15 protein-coding genes are annotated in these 13,373 nt (G+C 64.5%); 7 read left to right on the top strand and 8 right to left on the bottom strand.

The window, feature by feature from the left end; translation table 11 throughout:
- Positions 1 to 18 precede the first annotated feature (18 nt).
- Positions 19 to 1,173 (top strand): glycogen synthase, encoded by a 1,155-nt coding sequence (gene glgA, locus HMPREF3120_RS10210; protein WP_070453051.1) that lies wholly within the window; start codon positions 19 to 21, stop codon positions 1,171 to 1,173.
- Entirely contained in the window at positions 1,173 to 2,597 is a 1,425-nt protein-coding gene (locus HMPREF3120_RS10205) for a GH32 C-terminal domain-containing protein (RefSeq protein ID WP_070453048.1), read from the top strand. The genes glgA and HMPREF3120_RS10205 overlap by 1 nt, the downstream gene beginning before the upstream one ends.
- A gap of 82 nt (positions 2,598 to 2,679) precedes the next feature.
- On the opposite strand, the gene HMPREF3120_RS10200 is transcribed toward HMPREF3120_RS10205, so the two are convergent.
- Genes HMPREF3120_RS10200 through dapE form a run of 7 tightly spaced genes read right to left on the bottom strand, consistent with a single transcriptional unit; the run spans position 2,680 to position 7,525 of the window.
- The gene (locus tag HMPREF3120_RS10200; protein ID WP_070453045.1) at positions 2,680 to 3,540 is read right to left on the bottom strand and encodes a methyltransferase domain-containing protein; all 861 of its coding nucleotides are present in this window, start codon (positions 3,538 to 3,540) and stop codon (positions 2,680 to 2,682) included.
- A gap of 28 nt (positions 3,541 to 3,568) precedes the next feature.
- A complete protein-coding gene (locus HMPREF3120_RS10195) occupies positions 3,569 to 3,739 on the bottom strand; it encodes a DUF3117 domain-containing protein (RefSeq protein WP_070421785.1) in 171 nt (56 codons plus the stop codon).
- Positions 3,740 to 3,751: 12 nt separating this feature from the next.
- Positions 3,752 to 4,057 carry a hypothetical protein gene (locus tag HMPREF3120_RS10190; RefSeq protein WP_070421784.1) on the bottom strand — a complete coding sequence of 102 codons (306 nt, stop codon included), beginning with the start codon at positions 4,055 to 4,057 and terminating at the stop codon, positions 3,752 to 3,754.
- 10 nt (positions 4,058 to 4,067) lie between these two features.
- Complete coding sequence (locus tag HMPREF3120_RS10185) at positions 4,068 to 4,817, bottom strand: glucosyl-3-phosphoglycerate synthase (protein WP_256366011.1); 750 nt, start codon at positions 4,815 to 4,817, stop codon at positions 4,068 to 4,070.
- The gene (folP, locus tag HMPREF3120_RS10180; protein WP_070453127.1) at positions 4,814 to 5,641 is read right to left on the bottom strand and encodes a dihydropteroate synthase; all 828 of its coding nucleotides are present in this window, start codon (positions 5,639 to 5,641) and stop codon (positions 4,814 to 4,816) included. The genes HMPREF3120_RS10185 and folP overlap by 4 nt, the downstream gene beginning before the upstream one ends.
- 4 nt (positions 5,642 to 5,645) lie before the next feature.
- Positions 5,646 to 6,431, bottom strand: a complete 786-nt coding sequence (locus tag HMPREF3120_RS10175; RefSeq protein ID WP_070453042.1) for an LOG family protein — start codon at positions 6,429 to 6,431, stop codon at positions 5,646 to 5,648.
- A gap of 5 nt (positions 6,432 to 6,436) precedes the next feature.
- Positions 6,437 to 7,525, bottom strand: coding sequence for a succinyl-diaminopimelate desuccinylase (gene dapE, locus HMPREF3120_RS10170; RefSeq protein WP_070453039.1), 1,089 nt, complete (start codon positions 7,523 to 7,525; stop codon positions 6,437 to 6,439).
- A 29-nt stretch (positions 7,526 to 7,554) separates the two neighbouring features.
- Between dapE and HMPREF3120_RS10165 the strand changes: the two genes are divergently transcribed.
- The 5 genes from HMPREF3120_RS10165 to HMPREF3120_RS10145 all read left to right on the top strand — a co-directional run bounded on the left by HMPREF3120_RS10165 (position 7,555) and on the right by HMPREF3120_RS10145 (position 12,817).
- Positions 7,555 to 8,496 carry a 2,3,4,5-tetrahydropyridine-2,6-dicarboxylate N-succinyltransferase gene (locus tag HMPREF3120_RS10165; protein ID WP_070453122.1) on the top strand — a complete coding sequence of 314 codons (942 nt, stop codon included), beginning with the start codon at positions 7,555 to 7,557 and terminating at the stop codon, positions 8,494 to 8,496.
- Between the two features lie 62 nt (positions 8,497 to 8,558).
- Positions 8,559 to 9,980: an amino acid permease gene (locus HMPREF3120_RS10160; protein WP_070453120.1), complete on the top strand. Its 1,422-nt coding sequence runs from the start codon at positions 8,559 to 8,561 to the stop codon at positions 9,978 to 9,980.
- On the top strand, positions 9,980 to 11,338 hold the full coding sequence (locus tag HMPREF3120_RS10155; protein ID WP_070453036.1) for an amino acid permease: 1,359 nt from the start codon (positions 9,980 to 9,982) through the stop codon (positions 11,336 to 11,338). The genes HMPREF3120_RS10160 and HMPREF3120_RS10155 overlap by 1 nt, the downstream gene beginning before the upstream one ends.
- A gap of 5 nt (positions 11,339 to 11,343) precedes the next feature.
- Entirely contained in the window at positions 11,344 to 12,318 is a 975-nt protein-coding gene (gene dapD, locus HMPREF3120_RS10150) for a 2,3,4,5-tetrahydropyridine-2,6-dicarboxylate N-succinyltransferase (RefSeq protein WP_070453033.1), read from the top strand.
- On the top strand, positions 12,308 to 12,817 hold the full coding sequence (locus tag HMPREF3120_RS10145) for a GNAT family N-acetyltransferase (protein ID WP_083284887.1): 510 nt from the start codon (positions 12,308 to 12,310) through the stop codon (positions 12,815 to 12,817). Before dapD ends, HMPREF3120_RS10145 begins: the two co-directional genes overlap by 11 nt.
- A 23-nt stretch (positions 12,818 to 12,840) precedes the next feature.
- On the opposite strand, the gene HMPREF3120_RS10140 is transcribed toward HMPREF3120_RS10145, so the two are convergent.
- A partial coding sequence (locus HMPREF3120_RS10140) for an HNH endonuclease signature motif containing protein (protein ID WP_141739428.1) occupies positions 12,841 to 13,373 on the bottom strand: 533 nt, incomplete at its 5' end.

Raw genomic sequence — 13,373 nt, 5'->3', positions numbered from 1 at the left:
TCAGTAGGCTCGGCGGACATGAAGGTAGGAATGCTCACGCGCGAATACCCGCCGGAGGTCTACGGCGGCGCCGGGGTGCACGTCACAGAACTCACGCGGTTCATGCGCGAATTCGCCGACGTCGACGTCCACTGCATGGGCGCCCCACGCGACGCCGCAGGTGTATACGTCCACGGCGTCGACCCCGCACTCGAGGGGGCCAATAGCGCGATCAAAACCCTGTCCACAGGCCTGCGCATGGCCGATGCCACAGCCGGGCTCGACGTGGTGCACTCGCACACGTGGTACGCGGGCCTCGGCGGCCACCTCGCCGGGCTGCTCCACGAGATCCCCCACGTGGTCACCGCCCACTCGCTCGAGCCGGACCGCCCGTGGAAGCGCGAACAGCTCGGCGGCGGCTACAACGTGTCCTCCTGGTCGGAGAAAAACGCGATGGAAAACGCCGACGCGGTCATCGCCGTATCTGCCGGAATGAAAGATGCCATTTTGCGCGCCTACCCGCGTATCGACGACTCCCGCGTCCACGTCGTCCTCAACGGCATCGACCCCGCCAACTGGTACCCGGACACCGGCACCATCGCCGAAGAACTCGGAGTAGACACCTCGCGGCCGGTCGTCGCGTTTGTCGGGCGCATCACCCGCCAAAAAGGTGTCGCCCACCTGCTCAAAGCAGCACAGCTTTTCGACGACGACGTCCAGCTCATCCTCTGCGCCGGCGCCCCCGACACCGAGGAGATTGCTGCTGAGACGCGTGGGCTCGTCGAAAAGCTACAAGCGCAGCGTGACGGCGTGTTCTGGGTCCAAGACATGCTGCCCGCCGAAAAAGTACGACAGGTCTACACCATCGCCGACGTCTTCGTCTGCCCATCCGTCTACGAACCGCTGGGCATCGTGAACCTGGAGGCCATGGCGTGCGGCACCGCGGTGGTAGCCTCGCGCGTCGGCGGCATCCCCGAAGTCGTCGTCGACGGCGAAACCGGCGTGCTTGTGGACTACACGCCCGACGACACCACCGACTTCGAACAACGCCTCGCCGAGGCGGTCAACGCTGTCGCCGGCGACAAAGCACGCGCCGCCGCCATGGGCAGCGCCGGACTCACCCGAGCCAAAGAATCCTTCTCCTGGCGCACAATCGCGAAACAAACCGTAGACATCTACAAGGGGTTGATCTGATGACGGTCTACCGTCCCGAACTACACGTCACCGCAGAACGCGGCATTCTCGAAGGCCCAGCTGGCGTATTCCGCATCGGCAGCCGCGAGAACCGCCTGTGGCACATGTTCTACCAGTACCGCCCAACCCCCGACACCCCGAGCCGCTGGGGCCACGAAGTCAGCGAAGACGACGCATTCAACTGGCTCGACTGCAACGACGTCATCGTCCCCTCCGGCGACGAAACCAACATCCGTGCAGGGTCCGTCACCTCCGCGGGCGACGGCGTCAACCTGTACTTCTCCTCCGAAACCCCGGCAGGAAACACCATCCAGATCGCCCACGTTGCGCACGTGGACAGGCTTTACGACGACCTCGACGCCGACGACGCTGACGCTGACGACACTGACGTCTCCGATGCCGCCGAGCGCACCGGCACCGCAGTCGACGACACCGCCGGCGACACCAATTTCCGCTCGCCTTGCGTCGTACCCGCCTGGGACACGGAAGCCGACCGCGACCAAGGCCACGACGGCTGGCTTATGCTCGCCGTGACCGGGCCTGTCACCGACCCCAAGCCGGTCGTCCTCACCTCCCCCGACGGCCGAGACTGGGAGTTGCAAGGCCCGCTCGAGTTCAATGGCGACACCGGCATCACCCTCGATGCCTCCCTCGTCGCCCCACGCATCGTGCGCCTGCGCGACGAGGTCGACGGTGAAATCCGCGACGTCCTCTTCATCACCCTGGAACGCGACGGCAAAGACACCGCCGTCTACGCCGTCGGCAGGTTGCGAGGCAACGTCTTCGACATCACCACGCCGTTTACACTTCTCGACTACGGCCACGACTTCACCCGCCCACGCAACACCAACTACCCGCTGGACGAAACCACTGCGGAAAACCGCTACGAGCGCGCCTACCTGCTCGGGTTCATGACCAACACCGACCGCGCCGGCGACCCCACCCTCGAACCCAACTGGGCCACCGAAGGCTGGGCCAACGCCCTCACCCTCCCGCGCCGCGCCACCCTGCAAGGTGGGCGTCTTTTCCAAGTGCCCGCACCAGGCCTGCCAGACGCCGTCAGCGCCACCGACCGCGCGCGCATGTGGGCCGGCCTGTGCGAAATCCCGGCCGGCTCCCAGGTCACCCTCGAGGTGCTCGACGGCAACAACGAACCGGCTGCGGTGATCACTCATAACGGCGAGCAGCTCACACTCGACCGCCTCGACGGCTCCCCCGCAACCGCACCGCTTCACGACGACGACGAAGACAACGTCACCGTCATCGTCGACGGCTGCACCCTCGAGGTCTACGCCGGCGGCGGCAGCGTTGTCATGTCGTCGCGCATCTGGCCCGAAGGCGGCTGCAACGGCATCCGCAGCCGCGCCACCGGCGAAGCATCCATCAGCGGCGAGTGGCGCCGCGGATACCCCGTCCGCATCTAAACCAGCCCGGCACAGCAAAACGGCCCGCACCACGCGGGCCGTTTCCGTTTCTTTAGCGCAGCGTGAGCGAAGCGCCGGCGCGCTACTTCTTGCGCAGGCGGATCAGCTGGGCGCGGGCGGTGACCTCCATCTGCTCAGGGAGGTCCTCGAGTCGCGCGTGCAGCACGTCCTTATCCAGGTGACGCGCCGACGGGCTCATACCCACCTGCGCGGCGATCGCGTCGCGGCCAAGGTTCATCGGGAACGAAATCAGCTCTGGATCGGCCACCGGGGTCAGCCACTGCGACGACTGCTCCACCAGGCGTTCCACCTTGCCGTCTTCCACGCCAAGGATGCCCAGCGGCTCGCGCAACTCGTCGAGGTGGCCTTGGTCGGCGACGAGGATGACGGCCTCGCCGTCGTCGCTAAGCACACGCGCAAACTCCGCAGGATTGCGCGGCGCGAACACCACCGTCACCACATCAACCGCCCCCGTGCGGATAGGCAGCTGCTCCCACACATCCGCCACAATCGCACCCAAACGCGGATGCGCCTTAGCCAAATGCTTCGCAGCAGGCACCGAAATATCCAACCCCACACCACGCGCGCCATCAATCAGGTCCAGCGTGTGCGCGAGGTAGTAGCCGGTTCCGGCGCCAGCCTCCAGAATTACCGGATCATGATCGCCTGCGGCATGCTCCACAACATCCGCCACACGATCCGACACCGCCTCCACAAACGGCGCGAAATGGCCATTCGACAGGAACGTTTCGCGAGAGTTGATCATCTCCAGCGAATCGCCCTCATGATTCAGCCCGCGCCCCGACGCGAGCGTGACATAACCCTGCTTGGCTACGTCATAAGAATGCCCCGATTCGGAGACGAGACGACCAAAATCGTCCTCGCCCCGAAGCGGGGTCAGGTCTACCGGGTCCGCGAGGACATCCACGATCTCGTTGAGCATGTGGTGATACTACCGCGTTTGACCGGAACTACTCTCCAGCAGCCTCCGTGAGCAAGCGGCCAAGTTCGCCAGCCTCTTCCTTGCTCAGTTCAATGACGAGGCGTCCGCCACCGTCAGACGGGATACGCATGACGATCTTGCGCGACTCCTCCACCGCTTCCATCGGGCCACTACCGGTACGCGGCTTCATTGCTGCCATCGTCAACACTCCTTATTGCTTTGTTTCCGAAACGTGTTCTTCCGGAGATTCTACCCGTGTTTCCGGCGCAAGGTTGCCGCCCGCCAACTGTTCGATGAGCGCATCGACCTGATCCATGCGGTAACCGCGGTGCACAACCTCGAGCTGAATGTCGCCGAAGTTGCCTTCTTCCACCGCGCGGCGGTTGGCTTCCTTCACCTCTTCTGTTGGTGGCATGGGCGGCAGGGCCTCGCCGCGGCCGAAGACGGTGGCGAACAGTTTGAGGCCAATGATGCTCAGCAGTGCGAGCACCAGGATGAGGATGATCCAGGAAAGCATGCGGGTTAGTTTAGCTGTCGGCCCAGGCGGGGCGCTCGCTGACCTCGACGGGGAATTTTCCTGCGCGCGCGAGAATCGTCTTTGCGACGACATCAGCCATCCCAGCAAGTTCATACAGCGGCCTATTGCGGTGGGTGCGGGGGCTCAGTTGCGCTTGCTGGATGGCTTTTGGGCCGTGGGCGCGGGCGACGTCGATGAGCAAGCCCGCTTCCACCCCGTAGCCGGCGACGAATGGCAGCGAAAGCGCGGTTGAGCGTCGGATGGCGTATTCGCCGGCGAGCGGCTGGTCCACGGCGATCTCCGGGAAGAGGGCGCGCAGGAGGGGTTTCGCGGTCAGTTCGGTCACGCGACCGCCGGCGCCTTCGCGGGTGTAGGAGGCTTTGACGAGGTGGACGGTGTCGTCGATAAATGGCTCGGCGAGCGCGTCGACCCACCAGGGTTCGAGTGAGGTCACGTCGGCGTCGACGAAGACCACCACGTCGCCGCATGCGGCCTTCACGCCGCGCCACAGCGCCTCGCCCTTGCCGGGCCAGGGTGTGCGTGGGTCGACGTCGCGCCAGTTCACCACGGTTGCCCCGGTTGCGGCGGCGCGCTCGGCGGTGCGGTCGGTGGAGTCTGAGTCGATGACGATGACTTCGTCCGCTGACGAAGCCACACACTTTTCGACGACCCCACCCACCGTCGCCTCCTCATCCAGCGCAGGAATCACCACACTGATTCGTACATCGGTGCGCATGCCGGCGAGCGTGTCGGCACTCACGCGAGCCCCCGCACGGTTGCCAGCGGTGCCGCGGTGCCCTGGATCGCCTCGATCATGCGGATGACGTCGATCGTCGCCTCGACCTCATGGACGCGAAACGCCGCCACCCCGCGCGCGGCCGCCCACGCGGTTGCTGCGAGGGTGCCGGGCACGCGCTGGGTGATGTCGGCACCGTTGAGGCCACGCCCGACGGTCTCGCCCACGAAATCCTTGTTGGACAGGGCCATGAGGACGGGCCAGCCGGTGGCGACGATTTCGTCGATACGCCGCAGGATCTCCAGCCCGTGGTAGGTGTTCTTGCCGAAGTCGTGCGTGGGGTCAATGAAGATCGCCTCCTCCGGCACGCCGAGGGAGACGGCGCGCTCGGCCAAGGCGGTGGTTTCCGCAATCACGTCGGCGACCACGTCGTCGTAGTGCACCCGGTGCGGGCGCGTGCGCGGCGTGACCCCGCCGGTGTGCGAGCACACGTACCCCACGCGGTGGGCGCCTGCCACCTCAACCAACTCGGGGTCGAAGCCGGCCCACGTGTCGTTAATCAGGTCCGCGCCGGCTGCGATCGCCTCCTCGGCCACCGCGGCGCGCCAGGTGTCCACGCTCACCGTCACGTCCGGGTGGTGCTCACGCACCCCGGCAATAAGCGGCACGACACGGTCAATCTCCTCGGCAACGGACACGTCGTCGCCCGGGCCTGCCTTCACGCCGCCGATGTCGATGATGCTGGCCCCGGCGGAAACGGCGTCGTCGACACGCAATAGTGCTTTCTCAATCGCGAACGTCGCACCCTTGTCATAAAACGAGTCGGGGGTGCGATTCACGATCGCCATGACCTCACTCATCGCGCAGGCGCTCGTCCGTCATCACCTTGTGGGCCTCCACAATGTGCGCCACGGCCTCCTCCACGGAATCAGTCACCAGATACAACTTCTCATCCCCCGGCGAGATCAACCCACGGCCAAGCAACTGCTGCTCGATCCACTCAACCAGCCCAGACCAAAACTCCGTGCCCATGAGCACGATCGGGAAGTTGGTCACCTTGCCGGTCTGCACCATGCACAGCACCTCGAAGACCTCGTCCATCGTCCCAAAACCGCCGGGCAGCGAAATGAACGCCTGCGAATACTTCAAAAACATGGTCTTGCGGGCGAAGAAGTACCTAAAGTTCAGGCCCAGATCCACCCAGTCGTTCAAGCCCTGCTCAAACGGCAACTCAATGCCCAAACCGACCGACAGCCCGTCCGAGTTGTGAGCGCCCCGGTTCGGCCCCTCCATCAACCCCGGCCCGCCACCGGTGATCACGGCATAGCCCGCCTCCACCAGCGCGCGGCCGACCTCGTAGGACAACTGGTACTCAGGCGTGCCCTCGCCAAGACGTGCTGAGCCAAACACCGTCACAGCCTTCGGCAACTCCGACAACGCATCAAACCCAGCCACAAACTCCGACTGGATCCGCATCACACGCCACGGATCCTGGTGCTTCCAATACCCATCAGACTGCCCCATGGACTCCAACAAACGCTGATCATAGGTCGTGGCCTGCTCAGCCTCATTGCGCAGCGCCATCGGCCCGCGCAACTTACGGTCGCGGTCCGGGCGGGGGAAATTCAACGGAGCCATATCTCTTACTCGCTTTCAGCACTCAGGTAATCGAGCAACTGCGCCGCCACCTGACGAATCTCATCGACCGGGCACTGCTCGTCCTTCTTATGGGCAAACCCCGGATCGCCAGGCCCGAAGTTCACCGCAGGAACACCCAGGCTAGAAAAGCGCGCCACATCCGTCCAGCCGAACTTCGCACGGAAGTTCCCGCCCACAGCCTTGACCAGCCCAGCCGCCACCGGGTCGCCCAGGCCAGGCAACGCCCCCGGCGCGACATCGTCGTAAATGAGCTCGAGGCCCTCCTCCAGCGCGAGCGTCTCCTCCAGATGCGCCTTCGCGTCCTCGACGCTGCGATCCGGCGCGTAGCGGAAATTCACGATCAGTCGCGCGTGATCCGGGATCGTATTCGTCGCCACGAAGCCCTCCAGCCCGACGACGTTTAAACCCTCGCGGTACTCGCAGTCGTCGATAAGCACAGTGCGCGGCTCATACGCCGCGATACGGGTGAGCACGCCCGCAAGATCATGCGCCGCATTATGGCCAAGCCAAGAGCGCGCCGAATGCGCACGCGTGCCATGCGCATCCACAAACACGCGGATCGTACCCTGACAACCCGCCTCAATGATCGCACCCGACGGCTCGCCCAACAACGCAATATCACCCTGCAGCAACTCCGGATGATCACGCTCAAGGTGGTACAAGCCATTGAACTCCTGCGCCACCTCCTCGCCCTCATAAGCGATCAGCGTCAAATCATGCGCCGCCTTCCCCGGCTGCGCCAACGTGGCAAACGCATGCAAATAACACGCCAACCCCGACTTCATATCCACTGAGCCACAGCCGTGCAAAATACCGTCCGCGAGCCGATGCGGCGTGTTATCAGCCAACGGCACCGTATCAATATGGCCCGCCAACACCACCCGCGAATCCAACCCGAAATTCGTACGCGCCACCACGGTATTACCGAAGCGCTGCACCTGCGCACACTCAAGGCCACGCAACGCAGCCTCAACGGCGTCCGCGATCGCCTCCTCATGGTGCGACGGCGACTCAATATCCACCAACGCAGCCGACAAAACAACAGGGTCCGCAAAAAGATCTAAGGAAGTCACACCGCGATCCTACGTTTACAATGACGGCCATGTCTTTGGGAGCACACGGCCTCGGAATCGCCAACATCGCCATAGACGGCACAGTGCTCGACACCTGGTACCCCACCCCCAAGCTCACACTTAACGACGACCACCCCACCACCACCCAACGCACCTCCGCCCACAACCTCTCCCCGGAGTTCCTGCGCCTCATCGGCACCGACCGCGACCGACTCGTCGAAACCGTGCCCGTACGCACCACCATCGCCGACCTCGACGCCCCACCCATCGACGCCCACGACGTCTACCTCCGCCTCCACCTGCTGTCCCACCGCCTCGTCGAACCACTCACCATCAACCTCGACGGCGCCCTCGACCACCTCACCCCCGTCGCCTGGACCAACAAAGGCCCCTGCCTCCCCCACAACTTCGAAACCGTACGCACCAACCTCCGCGCCCGCGGCCCCATCCACGTCTACGGCATCGACCGCCTCCCCCGCATGGTCGACTACGTCGTCCCCACCGGCGTCACCATCACCGAAGCCGAACGCGTCCGCCTCGGCGCCCACCTCGCCGAAGGCACCACCGTCGTCCGCGAAGGCTACATCTCCTACAACGCCGGCACCCTCGGCCCCGCACGCATCGAAGGCACCATCTCCTCCGCAGTCGCCGTCGGCGCCAACACCACCCTCGCCCGCAGCACCGCCCTCATCGCCACCCCCACCAACAACAACGCCCTCGCCCGCCACCCCATGCGCATCGGCGCCAACTGCCACCTCCACCCCACCGCCAGCATCAACGGCATCACCCTCGGCAACAACTGCGACATCGGCGCCGGCATCACCCTCGAACCCCACACCCGAATCTTCGACCCCGCCACCGGAGAAGATTTTCCCGCGGGAAAACTCGCCGGCCGCAACAACCTGCGCATCCAACACGAGCCCTACACCACCGCCCCCGTGCTGCGCCCCGCAGAAACCACGCGCACGTAACACACGCATATAAACCGGAAAAGAATGCACTTCACTGCATGTCGAGGTTTAAGGTGTTCGACATGTCAACCCCCGTTTCCCCCGTCGCCGATTCCACCGCGCTCGCACGCGGCCTGAAAACGCGCCACCTCACCATGATGGGCCTCGGCTCAGCCATCGGTGCCGGACTCTTCCTTGGCACCGGCGTTGGCATCGCAGCCGCAGGCCCCGCCGTCATCCTCGCCTACGTCGTCGCAGGCTTCATCACCGTGTGCTTCATGCAGATGCTCGCGGAAATGGTCGCCGCGCGCCCGTCGTCGGGCACGTTCTCCACCTACGCCGAGCAAGCCTTCGGCCGCTGGGCCGGCTTCGCCATCGGCTGGCTGTACTGGTTCATGATGATCATGATCATGGCCGTCGAAATCACCGGCGCGTCCGCGATCGTCGCCCAATGGTTCGCCATTTCCCCCTGGATCCCGGCGCTGATCGCCATTGGTTTTTTCACCGTGATCAATTTCGCCGCGGTGAAAAACTTCGGCGAGTTCGAATTCTGGTTCGCCCTGATCAAGGTCGTTGTGATCGTGGCGTTCCTGTGCATCGGTGTGGCCCTGTGGCTCGGTGTGCTGCCCACCGGCGGGTTCGTAGGCCTGTCGAATATCAGCGAGGTCGGCTTCATGCCCAACGGCTGGGCTGGTGTGGCCACCGCGTTGCTCGCGGTCGCCTTCGCGTTCGGCGGCATTGAACTGGTCACCGTCGCCGCCGCCGAATCCGAAAACCCCGAAGCCGGCGTCCACTCCGCGATCCGCTCCATCATCTGGCGCATCTCCATCTTCTACATCGGCTCCGTGCTGCTGATCGTCTTGCTGTTGCCTTTCGACGAAATCGGCGGCGCGGACTCCGCAGCCGACTCCCCGTTCACTGCAGTGCTCGAAATGGCAAACATCCCGGGCGCCGTCGGCATCATGGAGGCCGTCATCGTCGTCGCCCTGCTGTCCGCCTGCAACACGCAGATCTACGGTTCCTCGCGCTTCATGCAAAACCTTGCTGTGCGTGGCGACGCCCCCGAGACCTTCGCTAAAACCGACCCCCGCGGCGTGCCCGTCCGTGCCGTGATCGTGTCCGTGTTCTTCGGCTTCGTCGCCGTTGCCCTGCAGTACTGGAACCCGCCCGGGCTGCTCGCCTTCCTCCTCAACGCAGTCGGTGGCTGCCTGATCGTGCTGTGGATCGTCGTCGCCCTGTCGTTCGTCCGCCTGCACCCGAAGCTCGAAGCAAGCGGCGAAATCACCGACGTACGTATGTGGGCCCCCAACGTCCTTCCCTGGGTCATGATCGCGCTCGCCGGCGGAGTCATCCTGCTCATGCTCGCCGACCCCGACGGGCGATTCCAAATGTTCGCCGTCGCCGTCGTTGTCGGTGTCGTTTCCCTCGCGGGAGTTTTGTGGACCCGCGCGACAGGAAAGCAACCGGCGAAGAAGAACGTGGCAGAGATTGAGGAGGTGCGGTAATGGGGTCGTCGACAAGCAATAGCGAGCTCGGCACCGGGCTGAAGTCCCGCCACCTGACACTCATGGGGCTCGGCACTGCCGTGGGTGCGGGCCTGTTCCTCGGCGTCGGCGTCGGCATTCGTGCCGCCGGCCCCGCGATTCTGGTCGCATACGCCATCGCCGGACTCATCGTCATCGCCGTGATGCGCATGCTCGGCGAAATGGCCGCCGCCCACCCGTCGTCCGGTTCATTCGCCACCTACGGACGCATGGCATACGGCCACTGGGCCGGATTCCTCCTCGGCTGGTTGTATTACTTCCTGCTGATTATGGCGTGTGGTGCCGAACTCACCGGCGCCTCCGCAATGATGGCCTCCTGGTTCGACGTGCCGCAATGGGTGCCTGGCCTCATCGTCGTCGTCGTACTCACCGCCGTAAACCTCGCACAGGTCAAAGGCTTCGGCGAGTTCGAGTACTGGTTCGCCATGATCAAAATCGCCGTCATCGTCGGCTTCCTCATCATCGGCGTTCTCCTCTGGCTGGGCGTGCTGCCCGCCAGCGACTTCGTCGGCTTTGACAACGTGCGCGAATCCGGCTTCGCCCCCAACGGTGTCGCCGGCATCGCCGCAGGCCTCCTCGCCGTGGCATTCGCATTCGGCGGCATCGAAGTGGTCACCATCGCAGCCGCCGAATCTGAAGACCCCGCCGACAACGTCAAACGCGCCGTCAACTCCATCATCTGGCGCATCGCGATCTTCTACCTCGGCTCCGTCGCCGTGATCACACTGCTACTGCCGTACGCCACCATCGACGGCGCCGACTCCGCCGCCGACTCCCCCTTCACCGCCGTGCTCGAAATGGCAAACATCCCAGGCGCCGCAGCCTTCATGGAAGTCGTCATCGTGCTCGCACTGCTCTCCGCATTCAACGCGCAGCTCTACGGCACCTCCCGCCTCGGCTACCAACAAGCGCTCGAAGGCGACGCACCAAAATGGATGGCGAAAACCAACGCCAACAACGTGCCCATGAACTCCGTGCTCGTCTCCGTAGTCTTCGCGTTTCTCGCCGTCGGCCTGCAATGGTGGAACCCGCCCGGAATGATCGACTTCATCATGTCCGCAACCGGCGGCTGCCTCATCGTCACCTGGATCATGATCACCCTAAGCTTCATCAAACTCCACCCACGCATCCGCGAATCCGCCGTCCGCGTCCACGGCGCAACCTGGGTGCCATGGGTCACGCTCGTCGCCCTCGTCGGCCTGACAGTGCTCATGCTTTTCGACGACGCCGCCCGCTCCCAAGTCATCTCCGTCACCATCCTCTCCCTCGCCCTGGTCGGCTTGTCGCTACTGACCAAGAAACGCGGTGTCGTAAGGTAGTCGCCATGACTACCCCCACGACTGCAATTGCACGCGGAATCGCGACCATCACCCACGACGGCACCGTTCTCGACGTCTGGTACCCCGCCCCCAAGGTTGACGAGGCGGTGACGGAAACAGGCACTCGTCGATTAGAAGAGCCCGACGCCCGCTTCACCAACCTCGTCGGCCCCGACGAGGCACGCGGCGTCGCACGCGTCGCAGTCGAAACCACCATCGCCGACCTCAGCGCACCGGCCATCGACGCATACGACGTCTACCTGCGCCTCCACCTACTGTCCCACCGCCTCATCCGCCCACACGGCGCCAACATGGACGGCATCTTCGGCCTCCTGTCCAACGTCGTCTGGACCAACTACGGTCCCTGCGCCGTCGCCGACTTCCAAATGACCCGCGCACGCCTCGCCGAAAACGGCCCCGTCGTCGTTTTCTCCGTGGACAAATTCCCACGCATGGTCGACTACGTTGTGCCGAGCGGCGTGCGCATCGGCGACGCCGACCGCATCCGCCTCGGCGCCCACCTCGCCGAAGGCACCACCGTGATGCACGAAGGCTTCGTTAACTTCAACGCCGGCACCCTCGGCGCATCCATGGTCGAAGGCCGCATCTCCGCAGGCGTTGTCATCGGCGACGGCACCGACATCGGCGGCGGCGCCTCCATCATGGGCACCCTGTCCGGCGGCGGCAAAGAAGTCATCTCCCTCGGCGAACGCTGCCTCCTCGGCGCCAACGCAGGCGTGGGCATCTCACTTGGCGACGACTGCATCGTCGAAGCCGGCCTCTACGTCACCGCCGGCACAAAGGTCGTCCTCACCGCACCCGTCGCCGAAGCCCTGGGCAAGGAAGCCGGCGCCGAAGTGAAGGCCCTCGAACTCTCCGGCGCGAACGGCCTGCAATTCCGCCGCAACTCCGTCACCGGCTCCGTCGAAGCCGTCCCTGCAAAGGGCATCGAACTCAACGAGGCCCTCCATGCCAACTAACCCCTGGTTCCCACCCGCCAACGACACTCTCACCGACGGCGAGTTGACGCTCCTGCCGTGGTCGCGCGTGAAAACCGTTCCGGGCGTGCGCGACGACCTGTTCGCTGCGTCGGTTGACCCGCGGATGATTGAGTGGACGACGGTGCCGTCGCCGTACACCGTCGAGATGGCCGAGGCGTTCCTCGGCGACTCAGGTGACGGGTGTGCACGGTGGGCGCTTGTCGTCGATGACCGGTACTGCGGCAGCATCGAGCTGCGCCCCGATGATTCCGGTGGTGCCGATTTTGGTTACAACACTGCCCCGTGGGCCCGCGGGCGTGGCCTGATGACTCGTGCCGTGCGCCTGGTGACCGATCACGCTTTCGCCGAGGGGGCTCCCCTGCTGATTATTCGTGCGCTGCCGGGCAATGCTGCCTCGCGCCAAGTCGCGGAGGTTAGCGGTTTCGCCTTTGCCGGCGAGCGCGACGGCCACGTGGAGTATGTCAGGCATGCCGAATAGCCCGCTCGTTGGCGGGTTATTGACTAGTTAAAGAGTTGTTGCATGGCTCCGGGCGGATGCTTCTCGACGACCGACCCTCCCGGCGATACCCACACCGGTATCCCATCTCGGATCTGTATCCGCCCGTAACGGTTTTCACGCGGGTCATCGTCGTTGCGCCCGTTATGAAACCGACATAACGGCACGAGGTTGGCCAGGTTGGTTTCCCCGCCGTGCCGCCAGGCCTGGATGTGATGGATTTCGCAGTTGTCAGCCCCATGCCGGCAATCGGGCACCGGACAGGTTGGCGACATCATCGATGCCAACGCGCGCTGCTTACTATTTGCAAACCGCTGCGTGCGATACAGGTTGACTGCACCCTCGGTCGGGTGAAACGCCGCGACTTCCAGCTCGTCGCCGAATTGCTGCGCGAGAAACTCCGCACCTGTCATCGTCGTGCCATCAGTCAGCGTGAGCGTGACCTCGTCACCGGCACCGGATTGGATACGGGTCCATTCGGGAAGCGGCACCATAACAATCGGCCGTGGTACTGCATGCGGCACCCCACCACCATCGC

It is taken from the genome of Corynebacterium sp. HMSC11D10, assembly GCF_001806995.1.
Lineage (GTDB): Bacteria > Actinomycetota > Actinomycetes > Mycobacteriales > Mycobacteriaceae > Corynebacterium > Corynebacterium coyleae.
Note: the sequence above shows the minus strand (reverse complement) of the source record. Positions and strands in the feature narration are given on the sequence as shown.

Coding starts and splice junctions, on each gene's coding strand:
- HMPREF3120_RS10195 (WP_070421785.1), bottom strand. CDS start 3,739: ATGGCAGCAATGAAGCCGCGTACCGGTAGTGGCCCGATGGAAGCGGTG.
- HMPREF3120_RS10205 (WP_070453048.1), top strand. CDS start 1,173: ATGACGGTCTACCGTCCCGAACTACACGTCACCGCAGAACGCGGCATT.
- folP (WP_070453127.1), bottom strand. CDS start 5,641: ATGGCGATCGTGAATCGCACCCCCGACTCGTTTTATGACAAGGGTGCG.
- HMPREF3120_RS10155 (WP_070453036.1), top strand. CDS start 9,980: ATGGGGTCGTCGACAAGCAATAGCGAGCTCGGCACCGGGCTGAAGTCC.
- HMPREF3120_RS10160 (WP_070453120.1), top strand. CDS start 8,559: ATGTCAACCCCCGTTTCCCCCGTCGCCGATTCCACCGCGCTCGCACGC.
- HMPREF3120_RS10165 (WP_070453122.1), top strand. CDS start 7,555: ATGTCTTTGGGAGCACACGGCCTCGGAATCGCCAACATCGCCATAGAC.
- HMPREF3120_RS10200 (WP_070453045.1), bottom strand. CDS start 3,540: ATGCTCAACGAGATCGTGGATGTCCTCGCGGACCCGGTAGACCTGACC.
- HMPREF3120_RS10145 (WP_083284887.1), top strand. CDS start 12,308: ATGCCAACTAACCCCTGGTTCCCACCCGCCAACGACACTCTCACCGAC.
- dapD (WP_070453033.1), top strand. CDS start 11,344: ATGACTACCCCCACGACTGCAATTGCACGCGGAATCGCGACCATCACC.
- glgA (WP_070453051.1), top strand. CDS start 19: ATGAAGGTAGGAATGCTCACGCGCGAATACCCGCCGGAGGTCTACGGC.
- HMPREF3120_RS10190 (WP_070421784.1), bottom strand. CDS start 4,057: ATGCTTTCCTGGATCATCCTCATCCTGGTGCTCGCACTGCTGAGCATC.
- HMPREF3120_RS10175 (WP_070453042.1), bottom strand. CDS start 6,431: ATGGCTCCGTTGAATTTCCCCCGCCCGGACCGCGACCGTAAGTTGCGC.